A 20,771-nucleotide genomic window follows, 5' to 3' on the forward strand; every position below is an offset into this window, starting at 1 on the left:
GCCTTCCTTCAGCCGCCGTACGCCCCCGAGGCCGTCAGCCTCAGCGCCGTATCGATCAGCGGCACATGGCTGAACGCCTGCGGGAAGTTCCCCACCTGGCGCTGGAGGCCGGAGTCCCACTCCTCGGCCAGCAGCCCCAGATCGTTACGGAGCGCGAGCAGCTTCTCGAAGAGCTTCCTGGCCTCGTCCACCCGCCCGATCATCGCGAGATCGTCGGCGAGCCAGAACGAACAGGCCAGGAACGCGCCCTCGTCGCCCTCAAGACCGTCCACCCCGGCGTCCTCGCCCGAGGTCGGGTACCGCATGACGAAGCCGTCCTCCGTGGACAGCTCGCGCTGGATCGCCTCGATCGTGCCGATGACCCGCTTGTCGTCCGGCGGCAGGAAGCCCATCTGCGGAATGAGCAGCAGTGACGCGTCCAGTTCCTTGGAGCCGTACGACTGCGTGAAGGTGTTGCGCTCCTTGTCGTACCCCTTCTCGCAGACATCGCGGTGAATGTCGTCCCGCATCTCGCGCCAGCGCTCCAGCGGCCCGTCGGCGTCGCCCGACTCGATCAGCTTGATCGTGCGGTCGACCGCGACCCAGGCCATCACCTTCGAGTGCACGAAGTGCCGGCGCGGACCGCGCACCTCCCAGATGCCCTCGTCCGGCTGATCCCAGTGCTTCTCCAGATACTGGATCAGCTTGAGCTGGAGCACCGAGGCGTAGTCATTGCGGGCCAGACCGGTCATATGCGCCAGATGCAGCGCTTCGGTGACCTCGCCGTACACATCCAGCTGGAGCTGGTGCGCGGCGCCGTTGCCGACCCTGACCGGGCCCGAGCCCTCGTAGCCCGGCAGCCAGTCGAGCTCCGCCTCGCCCAGCTCGCGCTCGCCCGCGATGCCGTACATGATCTGGAGATTCTCCGGGTCACCGGCGACCGCGCGCAGCAGCCACTCACGCCAGGCGCGGGCCTCCTCGCGGTAGCCCGTGCGCAGCAGCGAGGAGAGCGTGATCGCGGCGTCGCGCAGCCAGGTGTAGCGGTAGTCCCAGTTCCGTACGCCGCCGATCTCCTCGGGCAGCGAGGTCGTCGGCGCCGCCACGATCCCGCCCGTCGGCGCGTAGGTCAGCGCCTTGAGCGTGATCAGCGAACGGACCACCGCCTCCCGGTAGGGGCCGTGGTACGTGCAGTGCTCGACCCATTCACGCCAGAAGTCGGAGGTCGCCTCCAGCGAGCCCTCGGGGTCGGGCAGCGCGGGCGGCTGCCGGTGCGAGGGCTGCCAGCTGATCGTGAAGGTGATCCGGTCGCCCGGCGCCACCGTGAAGTCGGAGTACGTCGTGAGGTCCTTGCCGTACGTCTCGACGTCCGTATCCAGCCAGACCGAGTCGGGCCCGGCGACGGCGACCGTGCGGTTGTCCACCTTGTGGACCCAGGGCACGACCCGCCCGTAACTGAACCGCATCCGCAGCGCGGACCGCATCGGCACGCGTCCGCTGATGCCCTCCACGATCCGGATCACCTGCGGAGCGCCGTCACGCGGCGGCATGAAATCGGTCACTCTCACGGTGCCGCGCGGGGTGTCCCACTCCGATTCGAGAATCAGTGAGTCTCCGCGGTAGCGGCGCCGAGTGGCCCGCGGCGCCTCGGAACCCGCGGGATGCGCGGGTCCCAGCCGCCAGAAACCATGCTCATCGGTGCCGAGCAGAGCCGCGAACACGGCATGCGAGTCGAAGCGGGGCAGGCACAGCCAGTCGACTGTGCCGTCCCGGCAGACCAGGGCAGCGGTCTGCATGTCTCCGATGAGTGCGTAATCCTCGATGCGCCCGGCCACGTGCATCTCCAGTCGAACGGCCATGTCCGCCCCGCGTGGGGCGCGTACTTCGGTCAAGGGTCGTTGACGAGCTCTACTTCCGGGAAATCGGGCGGGGATGGTGCCGTTTGCCGGCCGGACTCGGCAGCGAATGTTTGAGCAGGATACGACGCACAACGGTGGTCTGCGCCACGGTCCCGGCAACATCGGTCCGCCGAACGGGTAGGCCCCGGGTGACTCGCGGGAAAAAAGGCTGACTCGGGGGAAAGGGTCATCGAATGCGGAATGCGGCGTGTGGCCGGAAGCACCCTCTCTTCGGCGCTGATACCCTGGTAGCCCGTGGACCGGTGGACTCCCTGTGACGCAATGGGGCCCCGTACCCGCAGCGACGGAAGTCCCCTCAGTCTTCGACCGGGACACCGGCACGCACCTCAGACCGCGACCACGGGAGCCCCCTCTTGGCCATGCCGAACCGATCCACGACATCCTCGACGACCAAGCACATCTTCGTCACCGGGGGTGTTGCCTCCTCCCTCGGCAAGGGCCTGACCGCCTCCAGTCTGGGTGCGCTGCTCAAGGCGCGTGGCCTGCGGGTCACCATGCAGAAGCTCGACCCGTATCTGAACGTCGACCCGGGCACGATGAACCCGTTCCAGCACGGTGAGGTCTTCGTCACCAACGACGGAGCGGAGACCGACCTGGACATCGGCCACTACGAGCGTTTCCTCGATGTGGACCTCGACGGCTCGGCCAATGTCACCACCGGCCAGGTCTACTCGCAGGTCATCGCGAAGGAGCGGCGCGGTGAGTACCTGGGCGACACGGTCCAGGTCATTCCGCACATCACCAACGAGATCAAGCACCGCATCCGGCGCATGGCGGCCGACGACGTCGATGTCGTCATCACGGAGGTCGGCGGCACGGTCGGCGACATCGAATCGCTGCCGTTCCTGGAGACCGTCCGACAGGTGCGTCACGAGGTCGGCCGCGACAACGTCTTCGTCGTGCACATCTCGCTGCTGCCGTACATCGGGCCCTCCGGCGAGCTGAAGACCAAGCCGACCCAGCATTCGGTCGCGGCACTGCGCAACATCGGTATCCAGCCGGACGCGATCGTGCTCCGCGCCGACCGCGACGTACCGACCGCGATCAAGCGCAAGATCTCGCTGATGTGCGATGTCGACGAGACGGCCGTGGTGGCGTGTGTGGACGCCAAGTCGATCTACGACATCCCCAAGGTGCTGCACACCGAGGGGCTGGACGCCTATGTCGTGCGCAAGCTGGATCTGCCGTTCCGCGATGTGGACTGGACGGTCTGGGACGATCTGCTGGACCGCGTCCACAACCCCGACCACGAGGTCACCGTCGCGCTGGTCGGCAAGTACATCGACCTCCCGGACGCCTACCTCTCGGTGACCGAGGCGATGCGGGCCGGCGGCTTCGCGAACAAGGCGCGCGTCAAGGTCAAGTGGGTCACCTCGGACGACTGCAAGACCCCGGCCGGCGCCGCCAGGCAGCTGGCCGACGTCGACGGGATCCTGATCCCCGGCGGCTTCGGCGAGCGCGGTGTCACCGGCAAGGTCGGCGCCATCCAGTACGCCAGGGAGCACAAGGTCCCGCTGCTCGGCCTCTGTCTGGGCCTCCAGTGCATCGTCATCGAGGCCGCGCGCAATGTGGCCGGGATCCCCGACGCCAACTCCACGGAGTTCGACTCGGGCACCGCCCACCCGGTGATCTCCACCATGGAGGAGCAGCTCGCCTACGTGGAGGGCGCCGGAGACCTGGGCGGCACGATGCGGCTCGGTCTGTACCCGGCGAAGCTCGCCGAGGGCTCGATCGTGCGCGAGGTCTATGACGACCAGCCGTATGTGGAGGAGCGCCACCGCCACCGCTACGAGGTCAACAACGCCTACCGCGCGGAGCTGGAGAAGAAGGCCGGTCTGGTCTTCTCGGGCACGTCCCCGGACAACAAGCTCGTCGAGTACGTCGAGTACGCGCGCACCACGCATCCGTATCTGGTCGCCACCCAGGCCCATCCGGAGCTGCGGTCCCGGCCGACCAGGCCGCATCCGCTCTTCGCCGGGCTGGTGAAGGCCGCGGTGGAGCGTCAGCGGGCCGCCCGCGCGGACGCGGGCCAGGGCGGGCAGCGGACGCCGGTGGAGCCGGTGGCCGCCCAGTCCTGAGCGGTTCCCCAAGCGATACGGTGGGAGCCGGGGCACGGGTCTTTCGGGACCTGTGCCCCGGTTTCCGCTTGTGCGCCACTGTGTGGGAGGACGCTTTCATGACGATCAAGGACGCCCCCGAGGAGTGGCGGGTCACCGCGACCTCGACGCCCTTCCGCGGCAACAAGACCAGTGTCCGTACGGACGAGGTGGTCATGCCCGACGGTTCGGTCGTGTCGCGCGACTATCAGGTCCACCCCGGATCCGTGGCGATCCTCGCGCTGGACGACGCGGGCCGGGTCCTCGTACTGCGCCAGTACCGCCACCCCGTCCGCCAGAAGCTCTGGGAGATCCCGGCCGGTCTGCTCGATGTGCCGGGCGAGAACCCGCTGCACGCGGCCCAGCGCGAGCTGTACGAGGAGGCGCACGTCAAGGCCGAGGACTGGCGGGTGCTGACGGACGTCTACACCACGCCGGGCGGCTGCGACGAGGCGGTACGGATCTTCCTCGCGCGCGGTCTGTCGGAGGCGGAGGGCGAGCGCTTCGAAGTCTCCGAGGAGGAGGCGGACATGGAGCTGGCCCGGGTCGGGACGGCGGAGCTGGTACGGGGCGTGCTCGCCGGTGAACTGCACAACAACTGTCTGGCGGTCGGCGTGCTCGCGCTCACCGCGGCGCTGGCGGGGGACGGCATCGAGTCACTCCGGCCGGCCGAGGCGCCCTGGCCCGCGCGCCCGTTCGCGTCCTGAACCCGCTCCGAACCCGCCACCAACCCGCTCCGAAGCCGCCGCGAACCCGGCCTGAACGGGACCCGGAACCGGTGCCTCCGCATCGAGGGTCTTCGATGATTCTCCAGTCTGAAAAAATGCTGATCCGATTGGGGGATATATCGGCCACGCTCCACCGTTCTCGTCGCTGAGAGTGAACTACGCTCGTACCGCCCGTGCGGAGACCCGCCGGGCTCGGCTCGTGCGCAGGCGGACGGAGCGTGGCCCGTGACGGATCAGGCGGTGGATGTGAGTGGCCCCGGCCGTCCGGGCGCCGGGGAAGAGCGCGACAGCACCCGGAGCGGGGAGCCAACCGCACCCGAGGCAGACGAAACTGACGGTCCGTCGGACAAGCGGCGGAGCCGTTCCGCGTCGGCCGTCAAGAAGCGGCCGGCAGCGGGTTCCGAGACGAAAGGTACGGCCCGGGTGAGTGTCCCGGAGGGTCCCGACGACGCGACCGACGCCGTGGGCGCGAGCGGCACGGCGAGTCCGGCGCCGGACACCGTGACAGAGCGTGGTGACACGCGGCGGACGACGGGGGACGAGGACGCGCGCACGGACGCGTCCGGCCCGGCGGACGGACTCGCCGGACTCGCCGGACCCGCCGATCCGGCGCCGGTGGAGGCCGCTTCTGGCCCGGTGGCGGCGGCTCCCGGGGGTGAGGCGCCACGGTCCGGGCCGGGCGATCTGCCGTCCGGGCCCGGAGCCGGATGTCTGTCCCCGGTCATTCCCGCCGAGCCGGCCGTACCCCGTCCGGACCTCACACAGCCGGTCGAGCCGCCGCCTTCCGAGCGGACGGACCCCTCGGCTTCCGAGCGGACGGACCCCTCGGACTCGCCGTCCGACGAGCGGGACTCCCACCGGGCGAGGCCCGCGTACGACGGGGCGTTCTTCGGCAGACAGCGGGAACTCAAGACGCTGCGCGGCGACATCGAGCGGGCCGGGCTCAACACGCTGTCCGGCCGCAAGGAGCCGCGCGCCCGGGTGCTGCTGATCGCGGGCCGGGCCGGCTCGGGCCGTACCGCGCTGGCCGAGGAGCTGACCCGGCAGTTGCGCGACGGCTATCCGGACGGTGTCGTACGGACCCGGCTCACCGAACCCGGCGGCGGGCCGGTGCCCACCGAGCGGACCGCGCGCGCGATCCTCGACGCGTTCGGCCTGGCCACCCCGCCCGGCGCGGGCGAGGACGAGCTGTCCGAGATGGTCCGCGAGGCCCTTTCCACGCGGCGGGTGCTGCTGCTCCTCGACGACGCCGTGGACGCCGAGCAGGTCGATCCGCTGGTGCCCGACAACCCCGGCTGTCTGGTGGTCGCGGTCGCGCAGGGCCCGCTCACCGGGATCCCCGACGTCCGTCCGTGCACGCTCGGCGGCATGGACGCCAAGTCCGCCATCGAATTGCTCGGGCAGTTCACCGGCGCCGTCCGGATCACCGTCGATCCGCAGGCCGCGGAGTCGCTCGCCGAGGAGTGCGGCGGCCAGCCCGCGGCGCTCGTGCTGGCCGGTGGCTGGCTCGCCGCCCGGCCCACCGCGTCGGTCGCCGATGTGACCAAACAGCTGCGAGCCCTGCCGCACGACTGGGAACGGCCCGTCGGCGACCGGCCGCTCGCGCGCGCCTTCCGTCTCGTCTACGAGACCCTGCCGTCGCCCGCCGCCCGGATACTGCGACTGCTCGCCCTCGCGCCCGCGGGCCTCGCCGACGCCCATATCGCGTCCGCGCTGGCCGGCTGCTCGCTCTCGGCCGCCAGGACCACACTGGACGACTTCGCGGTCCGGGGGCTGCTCCGGGCGGTCGACACCGAGCAGTACGAGGTGCCCGGCTGTCTGGTCCCGTTGCTGCGGGCCGTCATGGCGGAGCACGACCGGCCCGCCGAGGTGCAGCTCGCCCGCGCCCGGATGCTGGAGCGGAGCGTACGGCTCCTCCAGTCGTGCCGCGCCGTCACCGAACCCGACGGCTCCCCGGCCCGCAAGAAGCTGGCCGCGCTGCCCCGCGCGCTGCGCTTCCCGAACGCCGCGGCGGCGGCCGGATGGCTGAGCGCGCGACAGCCCGCGCTGCTCGCCTCCGCCCGGCTCGCGGTCGCCGACGGCGAGCTGGACACACTGGCGAGGCGGCTGGTCGCCGCGCTGGTCAGGGCGCTGGCCGCGCACCGCGGCACCGAAGCCGCGGCGCCCGAGCTGTACGGGCTCCACCAACTGGTGCTCGATATCGCCGAGCGGCGCGAGCTGCACCGTGAGCAGGCCGCCGCGCTGCTGAACCTCGGCGACCTGGACGCCCAGACCGGCCGCACGCGGGACGCCCTCGTCCGCTACCGCGCCGCCCTGGACGCCGGAAGGACCGCGAACGATCTCTACGCGACCGGCCGCGCGATGGAATCCGTAGGCGGCGCCTACCAGGATCTACGGGACTGGCAGCGGGCCGCCGACTGGTACGGCAGGGCGCTCGCCCAGCGGCTGAGCCGGGGCGAGCGGGCCGACGAGGCCCGGCTGTACGGCCGGCTCGGCACCGTCTTCACCTACGCGGGGCTGTACGGCGAGGCGCTGCGCAACTGGCGGGCCGCCGTCGCGGGCTACCGCAGGCTGCGCGATCTCCCGGGCCAGGCAAGGGCCTTGAGCGAGGCGGCCCGGGTCCAGGAGTACGCGGGCCGGCCGCAGGAGTCGCTGCGCACCTGCCAGGAGGCGGTCGAGTGGGCGCGGCTGGCCGGGGACGAACGGCTCCAGGCCGCTCTCCAGCTCAGGCTCGCCGACACCCTGGACAGGCTCGGCGATCCCACCGCCGCGCGGCTGCACCGGGCCACCGCCGATCGTCTGCTGGAAACAGAGGGGGAACACCTGCGAAATCCGTAGCGCTTCCGCTGGGGATTGGTGCTTTGCAAGGCTAGACACCGAGAAATCCTTCATTAAACTGGCTACGCCGCACCTTCCGCGGCGTCTGCCCGTGCGCCACGCGTGCCCGGGTATGTATGGGATCGCCCCTGGACATCCCCCGGACATCCCCTGAGCCAAGGACCGTGATCTGCCGTGTTGGTCGGTATCCCCCGTGAGGTCAAGAACAACGAGTTCCGGGTGGCCATCACCCCGGCCGGCGTCCATGAGCTGGTGCGCCAGGGGCATCAGGTCGTCATCGAGCGGAACGCCGGCGCCGGCTCCTCGATCACGGACGAGGAGTTCGCCACGGCCGGCGCGCGGATACTGGCCACCGCCGACGAGGTCTGGGCGGCCGCCGATCTGCTGCTGAAGGTCAAGGAGCCGATCGCCGAGGAGTACCACCGGCTGCGCAAGGGCCAGACGCTCTTCACCTATCTGCATCTCGCCGCCTCCCGCGCGTGCACGGACGCGCTGCTGGACTCCGGCACCACCGCCATCGCGTACGAGACCGTCGAGACCGCGAACCGCGCGCTGCCGCTGCTCGCCCCGATGTCCGAGGTCGCGGGCCGGCTGGCGCCGCAGGTCGGGGCGTACCACCTGATGCGCTCGGCCGGCGGCCGGGGTGTGCTGCCGGGCGGTGTGCCCGGTACGGCGGCCGGCCGGGCCGTTGTCATCGGCGGTGGTGTCTCGGGCTGGAACGCCACGCAGATCGCCGTCGGCATGGGGTTCCATGTGACGCTGCTCGACCGGGACATCAACAAGCTGCGCGAGGCCGACAGGATCTTCGGTACGAAGGTCCAGACCATCGTCTCCAACGCCTTCGAACTGGAGAAGGCGGTCGTCGAGGCGGACCTCGTCATCGGCGCCGTTCTCATCCCCGGCGCGAAGGCGCCGAAGCTGGTCACGAACGAGCTTGTCGCCAAGATGAAGCCCGGAAGTGTACTTGTCGACATTGCGATTGATCAGGGCGGCTGCTTCGAGGACTCACGGCCGACGACGCACGCCGAGCCGACGTTCCGGGTCCATGACTCGGTCTTCTACTGCGTGGCCAATATGCCGGGCGCCGTACCGCACACCTCCACGTACGCGCTGACCAACGCCACGCTGCCGTACATCGTGGAGCTGGCGAACCGTGGCTGGCTCGACGCGCTGCGCCGGGACGCGGCGCTCGCCAAGGGCCTCAACACCCATGAGGGCCAGGTCGTTTACCGCGAGGTCGCCGAGGCTCATGGGCTGGATCACGCCGAATTGGCCGCGCTTCTGGGCTGAGCTGTCAACGCGCTTCGTCAACATCGCGCCAGCGGCCGGATCTTGCGCAGCGAGGTCCGGCCGTACGTGTGTCCGGTGGCCGCCGGACGGCTGGTCAACACGCCTCGAACGTAATGCTTTCAACCGTTTCGCGCGTCGGCGAAACCTGTCGGGCATGCCTTGGTGAGAGGCTTGTGCGCCCTTGACAGAGACGTGTTCCGTTGCCGACACATCGGGCCGGGTCCGGCGGATTGTGTTGCTGCGAAGCGGTGACACGCCATAGAGTCGCCAACCGTCGGCATGGTGCCACGCTGACCTATCGATAAGTTTCCTGGTCCCGTCCAAGGAGGTAAGACGACTTGTGAATGAGTCGACATTTACTCCCGGGGGTGGTCTACCAGGAATGCCTGTGAGGAGCCAGAGCCCGTCGTCCGGGCTCAAGGCTGTCGGCTCCGTAGCGGTCCGCACCTTCGCCACCCACCAGCACATGACGACAGCCCACCAGATGATGGACGGCCAACACGTGAACGCCATGGCCGGCAACGAGGGTGGCCGAGAGTCCACTCCATTCGCCGACTACGACGAAGTGCCCGAGGGGCACTTCTACGACCCCGACGCCGAGTACGAGCCCGACCCCGAGTACGCGGCCACCCTCGCCCCCGACGCCGCCCGCCAGCGTCGCGAGCGGATCGGCCCGACCGGGCGTCCCCTGCCGTACTTCCCGATCCCGGGCCCGCTCACCGACCACGGCCCCGCGAAGATCATCGCGATGTGCAACCAGAAGGGCGGCGTCGGCAAGACGACGTCGACCATCAATCTGGGTGCCGCGCTCGCGGAGTACGGCCGGCGTGTGCTGCTCGTCGACTTCGACCCGCAGGGCGCCCTGTCGGTCGGCCTCGGTGTGAACCCGATGGAGCTGGACCTCACCGTCTACAACCTGCTCATGGAGCGGGGCATGGCGGCCGACGAGGTGCTGCTGAAGACCGCCGTGCCCAACATGGACCTGCTGCCGAGCAATATCGACCTCTCGGCCGCCGAGGTGCAGTTGGTGAGCGAGGTGGCGCGCGAGTCCACGCTCCAGCGGGCGCTGAAGCCGCTGATGCAGGACTACGACTACATCGTGATCGACTGTCAGCCCTCGCTCGGTCTGCTGACCGTGAACGCGCTGACCGCCGCGCACAAGGTGATCGTGCCGCTGGAGTGCGAGTTCTTCGCGCTGCGCGGGGTCGCGCTGCTGACGGAGACCATCGAGAAGGTCCAGGAGCGGCTCAACCCCGAGCTGGAGCTCGACGGCATCCTCGCCACCATGTACGACTCCCGTACGGTGCACAGCCGTGAGGTCCTGGCCCGTGTGGTCGAGGCCTTCGACGATCACGTCTACCACACGGTGATCGGGCGGACCGTGCGCTTCCCGGAGACCACGGTCGCCGGTGAGCCGATCACCACGTACGCCTCGAACTCCGTAGGCGCCGCCGCGTATCGCCAGCTCGCCAGGGAGGTGCTCGCCCGGTGTCACGCCGAGTGAGTCTGCCCGGGGCCGACGAGCTGTTCCGTACGACCGGGGGCATGGCGCTTCAGTCCTCCTCGCCCTCGGACCGGCGCAGGAACGCCAACGGCGAGCCCCGGGTGCCCGCTCCGGCGGGGGAGAGCGATCCGCCGGGCGACCCGGCGGGCGCCGCCACCTCCACCGCGGTGGAGGAGCACTCCGCGGCCGGTACGGACGCCCAGGAGTCGCCCCGGAGCAGGACCGCCGACGCGGAGCAGGCCGCCTCCTCCGTGAAGGGGCGACGGCCGCAGGAGGCCGCCTCCGCGTCCGCCACGGGCCCGGGGCAGGCTCAGGGCCAGACACCGGCCGCCGGGCCGCAGAGCGGGCAGCAGCGGCGTCGGGGACGTGGTGCCAACCGCCGCCCCAGCGGACGCGAACGGCACGACGAGAAGATCACGGTCTATGTCTCGGCCGAGGAACTGATGGACCTGGAACACGCGCGGCTCGTGCTGCGCGGTGAGCACGGACTCGCCGTGGACCGCGGCCGGATCGTCCGCGAGGCCGTCGCGGTGGTCCTCGCCGACCTCGAATCGCGGGGCGACGCGAGCATCCTCGTACGGCGCCTGCGCGGGCGCTGAGGATAGCCTGCGCGGGCCGCCCCGCCGCTTCTCCCGCCACCAGGACCTCGATGCCCCCGCCCCCCGGTCTCCACCGCCAGCCCCGCCGCACTCTCGGCCGCGGGCCAGGGGCGTCGCCGCCCGAGCCGGTGTCCGAACCGGTGTCCGAGCCCGCTCCCGTACCGGAGGCGCCGCCCGTACCCGTACCCGAGCCTGTCGCGGAGCCCGCTTCCGTACCGGAGCCGGAGCCGGAGCCCGCGCCCGTGCTGGAGCCTGTGCCGGAGCCCGCGCCCGTGCTGGAGCCGGCGGCCGAGCACGAGCACGAGTCCGCCCCCGGTGACGGGCGGTTCACCGTACGGCTGGTGAACTTCGAAGGCCCCTTCGACCTGCTGCTCCAGCTCATCTCCAAGCACAAGCTGGATGTGACCGAGGTCGCGCTGTCGAAGGTCACCGACGAGTTCATGGCACACATCCGGGCCATGGGGCCGGACTGGGATCTCGACCAGACCACCGAGTTCCTGGTCGTCGCGGCGACCCTGCTGGATCTGAAGGCCGCCCGTCTGCTGCCCGCCGCCGAGATCGAGGACGAGGCCGATCTCGCGCTGCTCGAAGCCCGCGACCTCCTTTTCGCGCGGCTCCTCCAGTACCGCGCGTACAAGCAGGTCGCGGAGATCTTCAGCGAGCGGCTGGACGCCGAGGGCCGGCGCTATCCCCGTACCGTCGGACTGGAGCCGCACCACGCCGCGCTGCTGCCCGAGGTCGTCATCAGCATCGGGCCGGAGGGCTTCGCCCGGCTGGCCGTGAAGGCGATGCAGCCGAAGCCCAGGCCGCAGGTGTACGTGGAGCACATCCACGCGCCCCTGGTGTCGGTGCGGGAACAGGCGGGGATCGTCGTCGCGCTGCTGCGGGAGCGCGGCGAGGCCGGCTTCTCGGCGCTCATCGAGGACGCCGGGGACACGCTCACCGTCGTGGCGCGGTTCCTGGCACTGCTTGAGCTCTACCGGGAGCGTGCCGTCGCCCTGGACCAGGAGGAGGCGCTCGGCCCGCTCATGGTCCGCTGGACGGGCGGGGACGGTGATGTGGAGGCCGCGGTGACGGACGAGTTCGACCGTGAGTCCGGAGCGGACGGGGGAGCCGCCGAGGCGGCGGCCGGCGGAGAGGGCCGGGGCACGGTCGGTGGAACCGGCCGGGGAACGGGCGAGGGAACGGGCGAGAAGGTGACGGTGTGAGGGCGAGCGAGCGGGAACAGGCGAGGGAACGGGCGGCGGAGCGGTCGGCGGGTACGGTCGCCGATCTCGACCTCAAGCCCGCCCTGGAGGCGGTCCTCATGGTCGTCGACGAGCCCGCCACCGAGGAACATCTCGCCAAGGTCCTCGACCGCCCCCGGCGGGCCGTCGCCGACGCGCTGCGCGAGCTGGCCGACGAGTACGCCGTGGGGCGCCGGGGGTTCGAGCTGCGGCTGATCGCCGGCGGCTGGCGTTTCTACACCCGGCCCGAGTACGCGGCGGCCGTGGAGGCGTTCGTACTCGACGGCCAGCAGGCCCGGCTCACCCAGGCGGCGCTGGAGACGCTGGCGGTCGTCGCGTACCGCCGGCCCGTGAGCCGTTCCCGGGTCTCGGCGGTGCGCGGGGTGAACTGTGACGGCGTCATGCGGACCCTGCTCCAGCGCGGGCTGGTGGAGGAGGCGGGCACGGAACCCGAAACAGGTGCGATCCTGTACACGACGACGAACTACTTTTTGGAGCGGATGGGCCTGCGGGGCCTGGACGAGCTTCCGGAGCTCGCGCCCTTCCTCCCCGAGGCGGACGCGATCGAGGCCGAGAGCCAGGAAGGCGTTCCGTCGTTCGATCCGGACGCACCGGACACCGACGCAGACGACAAGACGGAACTTTGATGCGAAGCAACGGCAGGAACAGCGGTAGCGGCAACAGGAGCGGCGGCGGCAACCGGGACAACCGGGGAGCCGGCGGCGGACGTGACGACGAGCAGAAGCGGCCGTCCCGTCCCCGTCCCGAGGAGCGCCGTTACGACGTCGGCCGCTCGGGTCCCACCGGTGGTTCCGGCGCGTCCGGGGCACCTGCCGGCGCGCGCCGTTCCGGTGGCTCGGGCGGTTCCGGTTCCGGCGGTTCCGCGGGCGGCGCCTCCGGCGGGGGCTCGCGTCAGGGCGGTGCCCGGGGCGCGGCGGCCCGCGGCGGTGCCAAGGGCGGTCCCAAGCCTTCGCAGAGCGGTGGCCGCGGCGGACCGCGGCGCGGTTCCCCGTCCCGTCCGCGCGAGCTGGACGCCAAGATCGAGCAGCGCAACCGCGACCGGTACGCGAACCGGCCCTCGGTCACGACGCCCAGGACCAACCCGGGCGCCGAGCAGGAGGGCGAGCGGTTGCAGAAGATCCTCGCCCGCGCCGGCATGGGGTCACGCCGGGCGTGCGAGGAGCTGATCGAGCAGGCCAGGGTCGAGGTGAACGGCGAGATCGTCCTCGAACAGGGCATGCGCGTGAACCCGGACCGCGACGAGATCAAGGTCGACGGGCTGACGGTCGCCACGCAGTCGTATCTCTTCTTCGCGCTGAACAAGCCGGCCGGGGTCGTCTCCACGATGGGGGACCCCGACGGGCGGCAGAATCTCGGCGACTACGTCACCAACCGCGAGACCCGGCTCTTCCATGTCGGCCGCCTCGACACGGAGACCGAGGGCATCATCCTGCTCACCAACCACGGTGAGCTGGCCCACCGCCTCACGCACCCCAAGTACGGCGTCAAGAAGATCTATCTCGCCGCGATCCAGGGCCCGCTGCCGCGCGATCTGGGCAAGCGGCTGAAGGACGGCATCCAGTTGGAGGACGGCTACGCCAAGGCCGACCACTTCCGGGTCGTCGAGAACACCGGCAAGAACTACCTGGTGGAGGTCACCCTCCACGAGGGCCGTAAGCACATCGTCCGCCGGATGCTCGCCGAGGCGGGATTCCCGGTCGACCGGCTTGTCCGGACGTCCTTCGGCCCGATCCCGCTGGGCGACCAGAAGTCCGGCTGGCTGCGCCGCCTCACCAACACCGAGGTCGGCATGCTGATGAGGGAAGTCGGGCTGTAACAGGCCCTGCGGCGCCCCCACGGGGACGCCGGACATCGCGAAGCCCGCGGCCCGACGGCCGCGGGCTTCTCCCTTGTGCGGACGGCCCGTTCAGCTTTATAGTCAACCTGACCATTAAGGGGGTGACCGTGAATCCCGCGATCGCGACTCGGACGGCCGTGCGAGCGTACGGCCGGTGGGCCCGGACCCACGGGGGTGGCCCGGGCCCCGGCCCGGCGGAGCGGTCATGACGGCCCGGGGGCGGCGCGTCCCCAGGGGATACGATCCCGCCGCCTTCGAGCCGTTCGCGGTCACCGTCGATCTCGCCGTCTTCACCGTCCGGCTGGGCCGGCTTCATGTGCTCCTCGTCGAGCGGGGAGCGGAACCATACCGGGGCGACTGGGCGCTGCCCGGCGGCTTCGTCCGCCCGAGGGAGTCGGCCGGACAGGCCGCCCGCCGCGAACTCGCCGAGGAGACGGGCCTGTTGGTACGGGACACGGGCGCGTTCCATCTGGAGCAACTGCGCACCTACAGCGATCCGGACCGTGATCCCAGGATGCGGGTGGTGTCCGTGGCGTACGCGGCGCTCGTCCCCGATCTGCCCGAGCCGCGCGGCGGCGGGGACGCGGCCCGTGCCCAGTGGGTGGAGTTCGGCGCGCGCGGGCCGCTCGCCTTCGACCACGAACACATCCTCGCCGACGCCTACGACCGGGTCGGCGCCAAGCTCGAATACACCTGTCTCGCCACGGCCTTCTGCCCGCCCGAGTTCACACTCGGGGAGCTGCGGCAGGTGTACGAGACCATCTGGGGCGTGACGCTCGACCGCCCCAACTTCCGGCGCAAAGTCCTCACCACGCCCGGTTTCGTCCAGGCGTTGGAGGGGCCGCCGCGCCGGACGGGTGGCCGGGGGAAACCGGCCGCGCTGTACCGCGCGGGCCCCGCCACCACGCTGCACCCACCTCTGCTGCGACCGGAAGGACGGAACGCATGATCATCGCGAGGGCCCTGACCAAACAGGCTGCCACGGGCTCGCTGATCGGGCTCGCGCTCGGTGACGCGCTGGGCTTTCCCACCGAGTTCAACGATGTGCCGTCGATCCTGGCCAAATGCGGTCCCTGGCGGGAGATGGCGCTCCCCGAGCCCGCGTTCGTCACGGACGACACCCAGATGACGCTGGCGCTCGCGCGCGGGATCAGGACCGCGATGGACCGGGGCGTGCTCGGTCCGCTGGGGCTGGAGCGGCCGGTACGCGACGAGTTCGTCCGCTGGTACCACTCCCCGGACAACAACCGCGCCCCCGGCAACACGTGCCTGACGGCCTGCGGGCTCCTCGACAGCGACCGCCCCTGGCAGCGGGCCAGCCAGACGCGCTCCAAGGGCTGCGGCGCCAATATGCGGGTCGCGCCGATCGGACTCGTCCCCGGCCTCAGCGACGAACAGCGGGGCGGCGCGGCGCAGTTGCAGGCGGCGCTCACCCACGGCCATCCGACGGCGCTCGCCGCCTCCGATCTGACGGCCCGCGCGGTCCATCTGCTCGCCAACGGCGGCGAGCCGCAGGGGCTGGTGGGCCAGCTGCGCTCGTACGCGTACGAGAACCGCGAGCACTACTACCACCGCTGGCTCGGCGACCTCTGGACCCTCACCGGCGACCCCACACCCGAGGCCTTCGTCTCCCGGGGCTGGGACGAGTGCCTGGAGGCCCTGGAACGCCTTCAGGAGGCCCTGCGCTCCCCCTCCCCGGAGACCGACCCCTGTCTGGCCACCGGAGACGGCTGGATTGCCGAGGAAGCCCTCGCCACCGGCCTGCTCTGCTTCCTCCTCTTCCCCCAGGACCCGGTCACCGCTCTGCGCCGCGCGGCCTGCACGCGGGGCGACTCCGACTCCCTCGCCTGCCTCACGGGCGCGTTCGCGGGCGCCCACCTGGGCGCGGGTGCGTGGCCCGCGGAGTGGGCGGAACGGATCGAGTACCACAGTGATCTGATGACGCTGGGCGCGCTCTGGGATTCATGATCCACGCGAACGAACGATCCGGGGTGCCCCCGGGAACGTGGCGGAGGGAACGGCCGCGGCGGCCCGTCGGCCGCGGCTGACTACCCTGGGGCGAGCAGTCGATCACTGAGGAGAACGTCGTGGCGGTACGAGCGGTCCGTGGAGCGGTCCAGCTGGAGCGGGACGAGGCCGGGCACATGGACGACCAGGTCAGACAGCTCCTCACCGCGATCCTGGAGCGCAACGCGCTCACCGCGGACGATCTGATCAGCGTCTGGTTCACGGCCACGCCCGATCTGCACAGCGACTTCCCGGCCGCCGCGGCACGCGGGCTCGGCATCGTCGACGTTCCCCTGATCTGTGCCCAGGAACTGGACATCGCGGGCGCCCTGCCGCGTGTCGTCCGTATCCTCGCCCATATCGAGTCCGACCTCCCCAAGTCCGAGATCGCGCACGTCTACCTCGGCGCCGCCGCCACCCTCCGCAAGGACATCGCCCAGTGAGAACCGCCGTCGTCATCGGTACGGGCCTGATCGGCACCTCGGCGGCGCTGGCCCTGGCCGGCCGCGGGGTGACCGTCCACCTCAGCGACCACGACCCCTCGCGGGCCAGGACCGCCACCGCGCTCGGCGCGGGGACGGACGAGGCGCCCGAGGGCCCCGTCGACCTCGCGATCATCGCCGTACCGCCCAGGCATGTCGCCGCCACGCTCCGCGCGGCGATGCGCGACGGCGTGGCCCGCGGCTATCTGGACGTGGCCAGTGTCAAGGGCGGCCCCCGGCGCGAGCTGGAGGCGCTCGGCCTCGATCTCGCCCCGTACATCGGTTCGCACCCCATGGCAGGCAAGGAGCGCTCGGGACCGCTGGCCGCGACCGCCGATCTCTTCGAGGGGCGGCCCTGGGTGCTGACCCCGACCCGGGAGACGGACACCGAGGTACTGAACCTCGCCCTGGAACTGGTCGCGCTGTGCCGCGCCGTCCCCGTGGTGATGGACGCCGACGCGCACGACCGCGCGGTCGCCCTCGTCTCGCACACCCCGCAGCTGATCTCGTCCATGGTCGCCGCTCGTCTTGAGCGGGCCGACGAGACGGCGGTACGCCTCTGTGGCCAGGGCATCCGCGATGTCACCCGGATCGCGGCCTCCGACCCCGGGATGTGGGTCGAGATCCTCTCCGCCAATCCCGGCCCGGTCGCCGACGTACTGGCCGGGGTCGCCGCCGACCTCGGTGAGACGGTCGAGGCGCTGCGCGCGCTCCAGTCCTCGGACGCGGACAAGCGCCGGGGCGGGGCCGCCGGGATCGAGGACGTCCTGCGGCGTGGCAACGCCGGACGGGAACGGGTGCCCGGCAAGCACGGCGCCGCGCCCGCGGCATACGAGATCGTGGCCGTCCTCATCAACGACCGGCCCGGCGAGCTGGCCCGTATCTTCGCGGACGCGAGCCGCGCCGGGGTCAATGTGGAGGACGTACGGATCGAGCACGCGACCGGGCAGCAGGCGGGCCTGGCGCAGCTGATGGTGGAGCCGTCGGCCGCCCCGGTGCTCTCGGCGGCCCTGCGGGAACGCGGCTGGTCGATCCGGCAGTAGGCGTCCCGCCGAACGGGTGCAATCGGGGTCCTGAGTACTCGGTAACCTTGTGCGGGGGCGTATGTGCGTCCCCGCGCATCCACCCCCCTGAACCAGGAAGGTGTCCGACCCCCGTGGACAACGGAGCAACCCCCGCCCGGACCGCACCGGCCGCTGTGATCGTCGCCATCGACGGCCCCTCCGGCACGGGCAAGTCGAGCACCTCCAAGGCCGTGGCCGCCCGGCTCGGGCTGAGCTATCTGGACACCGGCGCGCAGTACCGCGCGATGACCTGGTGGATGCTCACCAACGGTGTCGACGTCTCGGACGCCGCGGCCGTCGCGACGGCCGCGGGCAAGCCCGTGCTGGTCTCCGGGACCGACCCGGCGGCGCCCACGATCACCGTGGACGGGACGGACGCCGCCGCTCCGATCCGTACCCAGGAGGTCACCTCCAAGGTGAGCGCGGTCAGCGCCGTGCCCGAGGTACGGACCGTCGTCACCGAGCTCCAGCGCTCCATCGCCGCGGCGGCGGCGAAGGGGATCGTGGTCGAGGGCCGCGACATCGGTACGACCGTGCTGCCGGACGCCGACGTCAAGATCTTCCTCACCGCGTCGCCGGAGGCGCGCGCGGCCCGGCGCAGCGGTGAGCTGACGGGCAAGGAGGCGACCGATGTCGCCGCCACCAAGGACGCCCTGGTCAAGCGGGACGCGGCCGACTCCGGCCGTAAGACGTCCCCGCTCGCGAAGGCCGACGACGCGGTCGAGGTGGACACCACGGATCTCACGCTCCAGCAGGTCATCGAGTGCGTGGTGACCCTGGTCGAGGAGAAGCGGAACACGAAGTGAGCACACCGTCGGCACCGGCGGCCGGAGCCATGTCCCCGAAGGGCGTGACCCCGGCCCCGGCCTCGGCCTCGGAGAGGGGCGCCGCGATCGGGCGCGGCATCGGCATCGGGCTGATGCACGGCCTGTGGAAGCCGCGGGTGCTGGGGGCCTGGCGGGTTCCGGCGAGCGGCCCCGTCATCCTCGCCGTCAACCACGCGCACAACATCGACGGCCCGATGCTGATGGCCACATCGCCCCGGCCGGTGCACTTCCTCATCAAGAAGGAAGCGTTCATCGGCCCGCTCGACCCGTTCCTGCGGGCCATCGGGCAGCTGAAGGTGGACCGTTCGGTCGCCGACCGCGCGGCGATCACCGACGCGCTCGGGGTCCTCGGCGACGGCGGTGTGCTGGGGATATTTCCCGAGGGCACCCGGGGCGAGGGAGACTTCGCCTCACTGCGCGCCGGACTGGCGTACTTCGCCGTACGGTCCGGGGCACCGATCGTGCCGGTGGCCGTCCTGGGCAGTACGGACCGCCGGGGCCGGCTGATACCGGCGCTGCCCCCGCTGCGCAGCCGCGTGGACGTCGTCTTCGGCGACGCCTTCGAGGCGGGGGACGGGACCGGGCGGCGCACCCGCAAGGCGCTGGACGACGCCACCGCGCGGATCCAGGCACGGCTGACCGTCCACCTGGAAAACGCCAGGCGCCTGACCGGCCGCTAGGGAAACCTGAGTACTTGAGTAGTGCGCCGCGTGCCGCGACGCACCGATCACGATGAACGAGGTACGGACTTCATGAACGACCAGATCGACTCCGCCGACGAGCACGGAGAGCTCGGCGATGCCGAGTACGCGGACTTCATGGAGCTTGCCGCTCAGGAGGGCTTCGAGGCCGAGGAGGTGGAGGGCGCGATCGACGAGGCCGGTCACGGCCCGCTGCCCGTCCTCGCCGTCGTAGGCCGCCCGAATGTCGGCAAATCCACTCTCGTGAACCGGATCATCGGCCGCCGTGAGGCGGTCGTCGAGGACAAGCCCGGGGTCACCCGCGACCGGGTCACCTACGAGGCCGAGTGGGCGGGCCGTCGCTTCAAGATCGTCGACACCGGCGGCTGGGAGCAGGACGTCCTCGGCATCGACGCCTCCGTCGCCGCCCAGGCCGAGTACGCGATCGAGGCCGCCGACGCGGTCGTCTTCGTCGTGGACTCCACGGTCGGCGCGACCGACACCGACACGGCCGTGGTCCGGCTGCTGCGCAAGGCGGGCAAGCCCGTCGTCCTCTGCGCCAACAAGGTCGACGGACCGAGCGGCGAGGCCGACGCCACGGCACTGTGGTCGCTCGGACTCGGCGAGCCCCACCCGGTCTCCTCGCTGCACGGCCGGGGCACCGGCGACATGCTCGACGCGGTGCTCGAAGCGCTGCCCGAGGCCCCGGCCCAGACGTTCGGCACCGCCCTCGGCGGCCCCCGCCGTATCGCGCTCATCGGCCGCCCGAATGTCGGCAAGTCGTCTCTGCTCAACAAGGTCGCGGGCCAGGACCGCGTCGTCGTCAACGAGATCGCGGGCACCACCCGTGACCCGGTCGACGAGCTGATCGAGCTGGGCGGCGTCGTCTGGAAGTTCATCGACACCGCCGGTATCCGCCGCCGGGTCCATCTCCAGGAGGGCGCGGACTACTACGCCTCGCTGCGCACCGCCGCCGCCGTCGAGAAGGCCGAGGTGGCGGTCGTACTGATCGACACCAGCGAGTCCATCAGCGTCCAGGACCAGCGGATCATCACCATGGCCGTTGAGGCGGGCCGCGCCATGGTCATCGCGTACAACAAGTGGGACACGCTCGACGAGGAGCGCCGCTACTACCTGGAGCGGGAGATCGAGACGGAGCTGGCACAGGTCGCCTGGGCCCCCCGGGTGAATGTCTCGGCGCGTACCGGCCGTCATATGGAGAAGCTGGTCCCGGCGATCGAGACGGCCCTCGCGGGCTGGGAGACCCGGGTTCCGACCGGCCGGCTCAACGCGTTCCTGGGCGAGCTGGTCGCCGCGCATCCGCACCCGATCAGGGGCGGCAAGCAGCCCCGCATCCTGTTCGGTACCCAGGCGGGGACGAAGCCGCCGCGTTTCGTGCTCTTCGCCTCGGGCTTCATCGAGGCGGGCTACCGGCGCTTCGTGGAGCGCCGACTGCGCGAGGAGTTCGGCTTCGAGGGCACCCCGATCCATATCTCCGTACGGGTGCGCGAGAAGCGCGGCCGTAAGAAGTAGCCCGGGAAGCAGGCCCGCGAGCCCGGACGGACTGCACGCCGGAAGCGGTGGGGCCCGGCACGGATGGCGCCGCGCTCTCTTCCAGCGAGCCGCCCGGCAGCGGGACCGTATGCTCCAGCGCCTCCGCGCCGATGCCGCGCAGCG

General features: G+C 71.2%; 16 protein-coding genes and 1 pseudogene. 16 read left to right on the forward strand and 1 reads right to left on the reverse strand.

From position 1 onward, the window contains the following. Window positions 1-8 precede the first annotated feature (8 nt). Window positions 9-1,835, reverse strand: coding sequence for a glycoside hydrolase family 15 protein (locus ABTZ59_RS34100; RefSeq protein WP_249951286.1), 1,827 nt, complete (start codon window positions 1,833-1,835; stop codon window positions 9-11). Window positions 1,836-2,254: 419 nt separating this feature from the next. Between ABTZ59_RS34100 and pyrG the strand changes: the two genes are divergently transcribed. The 16 genes and pseudogenes from pyrG (at window position 2,255) to der (ending at window position 20,627) form a co-directional block, all read left to right on the forward strand. Continuing rightward, window positions 2,255-3,973 carry a CTP synthase gene (pyrG, locus tag ABTZ59_RS34105; RefSeq protein ID WP_351423555.1) on the forward strand — a complete coding sequence of 573 codons (1,719 nt, stop codon included), beginning with the start codon at window positions 2,255-2,257 and terminating at the stop codon, window positions 3,971-3,973. Between the two features lie 98 nt (window positions 3,974-4,071). Continuing rightward, window positions 4,072-4,698 (forward strand): NUDIX domain-containing protein, encoded by a 627-nt coding sequence (locus ABTZ59_RS34110; RefSeq protein WP_351423560.1) that lies wholly within the window; start codon window positions 4,072-4,074, stop codon window positions 4,696-4,698. Between the two features lie 903 nt (window positions 4,699-5,601). Further along, window positions 5,602-7,573 (forward strand): annotated as a pseudogene (locus tag ABTZ59_RS34115) (tetratricopeptide repeat protein); the annotation flags it as partial. A 158-nt stretch (window positions 7,574-7,731) separates the two neighbouring features. Continuing rightward, the gene (gene ald / locus ABTZ59_RS34120; protein WP_351423567.1) at window positions 7,732-8,847 is read left to right on the forward strand and encodes an alanine dehydrogenase; all 1,116 of its coding nucleotides are present in this window, start codon (window positions 7,732-7,734) and stop codon (window positions 8,845-8,847) included. A 382-nt stretch (window positions 8,848-9,229) separates the two neighbouring features. Then, window positions 9,230-10,351 (forward strand): ParA family protein, encoded by a 1,122-nt coding sequence (locus ABTZ59_RS34125; RefSeq protein WP_030354916.1) that lies wholly within the window; start codon window positions 9,230-9,232, stop codon window positions 10,349-10,351. Continuing rightward, complete coding sequence (locus tag ABTZ59_RS34130; RefSeq protein ID WP_351423627.1) at window positions 10,348-10,950, forward strand: hypothetical protein; 603 nt, start codon at window positions 10,348-10,350, stop codon at window positions 10,948-10,950. Before ABTZ59_RS34125 ends, ABTZ59_RS34130 begins: the two co-directional genes overlap by 4 nt. 50 nt (window positions 10,951-11,000) lie before the next feature. Beyond that, window positions 11,001-12,158, forward strand: coding sequence for a segregation and condensation protein A (locus tag ABTZ59_RS34135; RefSeq protein ID WP_351423585.1), 1,158 nt, complete (start codon window positions 11,001-11,003; stop codon window positions 12,156-12,158). A 98-nt stretch (window positions 12,159-12,256) separates the two neighbouring features. Beyond that, entirely contained in the window at window positions 12,257-12,823 is a 567-nt protein-coding gene (gene scpB / locus ABTZ59_RS34140) for an SMC-Scp complex subunit ScpB (protein ID WP_503003831.1), read from the forward strand. Next, window positions 12,823-14,013: a pseudouridine synthase gene (locus tag ABTZ59_RS34145; RefSeq protein ID WP_351423599.1), complete on the forward strand. Its 1,191-nt coding sequence runs from the start codon at window positions 12,823-12,825 to the stop codon at window positions 14,011-14,013. The genes scpB and ABTZ59_RS34145 overlap by 1 nt, the downstream gene beginning before the upstream one ends. 226 nt (window positions 14,014-14,239) lie before the next feature. Continuing rightward, a complete protein-coding gene (locus ABTZ59_RS34150) occupies window positions 14,240-14,983 on the forward strand; it encodes an NUDIX hydrolase (protein ID WP_351423601.1) in 744 nt (247 codons plus the stop codon). Next, the gene (locus tag ABTZ59_RS34155) at window positions 14,980-16,002 is read left to right on the forward strand and encodes an ADP-ribosylglycohydrolase family protein (RefSeq protein WP_351423605.1); all 1,023 of its coding nucleotides are present in this window, start codon (window positions 14,980-14,982) and stop codon (window positions 16,000-16,002) included. The genes ABTZ59_RS34150 and ABTZ59_RS34155 overlap by 4 nt, the downstream gene beginning before the upstream one ends. Window positions 16,003-16,121: 119 nt before the next feature. Next, window positions 16,122-16,484 carry a chorismate mutase gene (gene aroH, locus ABTZ59_RS34160; RefSeq protein ID WP_351423610.1) on the forward strand — a complete coding sequence of 121 codons (363 nt, stop codon included), beginning with the start codon at window positions 16,122-16,124 and terminating at the stop codon, window positions 16,482-16,484. Next, window positions 16,481-17,566: a prephenate dehydrogenase gene (locus tag ABTZ59_RS34165; protein ID WP_351423613.1), complete on the forward strand. Its 1,086-nt coding sequence runs from the start codon at window positions 16,481-16,483 to the stop codon at window positions 17,564-17,566. Before aroH ends, ABTZ59_RS34165 begins: the two co-directional genes overlap by 4 nt. A 113-nt stretch (window positions 17,567-17,679) precedes the next feature. Beyond that, window positions 17,680-18,393 (forward strand): (d)CMP kinase, encoded by a 714-nt coding sequence (gene cmk / locus ABTZ59_RS34170; RefSeq protein ID WP_351423618.1) that lies wholly within the window; start codon window positions 17,680-17,682, stop codon window positions 18,391-18,393. Between the two features lie 29 nt (window positions 18,394-18,422). Then, window positions 18,423-19,094 carry a lysophospholipid acyltransferase family protein gene (locus ABTZ59_RS34175; RefSeq protein ID WP_351423630.1) on the forward strand — a complete coding sequence of 224 codons (672 nt, stop codon included), beginning with the start codon at window positions 18,423-18,425 and terminating at the stop codon, window positions 19,092-19,094. A gap of 72 nt (window positions 19,095-19,166) precedes the next feature. Next, on the forward strand, window positions 19,167-20,627 hold the full coding sequence (gene der / locus ABTZ59_RS34180; protein WP_351423623.1) for a ribosome biogenesis GTPase Der: 1,461 nt from the start codon (window positions 19,167-19,169) through the stop codon (window positions 20,625-20,627). Window positions 20,628-20,771: the final 144 nt, after the last annotated feature.

Origin of the sequence: Streptomyces sp. NPDC094034 (assembly GCF_040303865.1) — a bacterium.
In the GTDB taxonomy this organism is placed as follows: Bacteria; Actinomycetota; Actinomycetes; order Streptomycetales; family Streptomycetaceae; genus Streptomyces.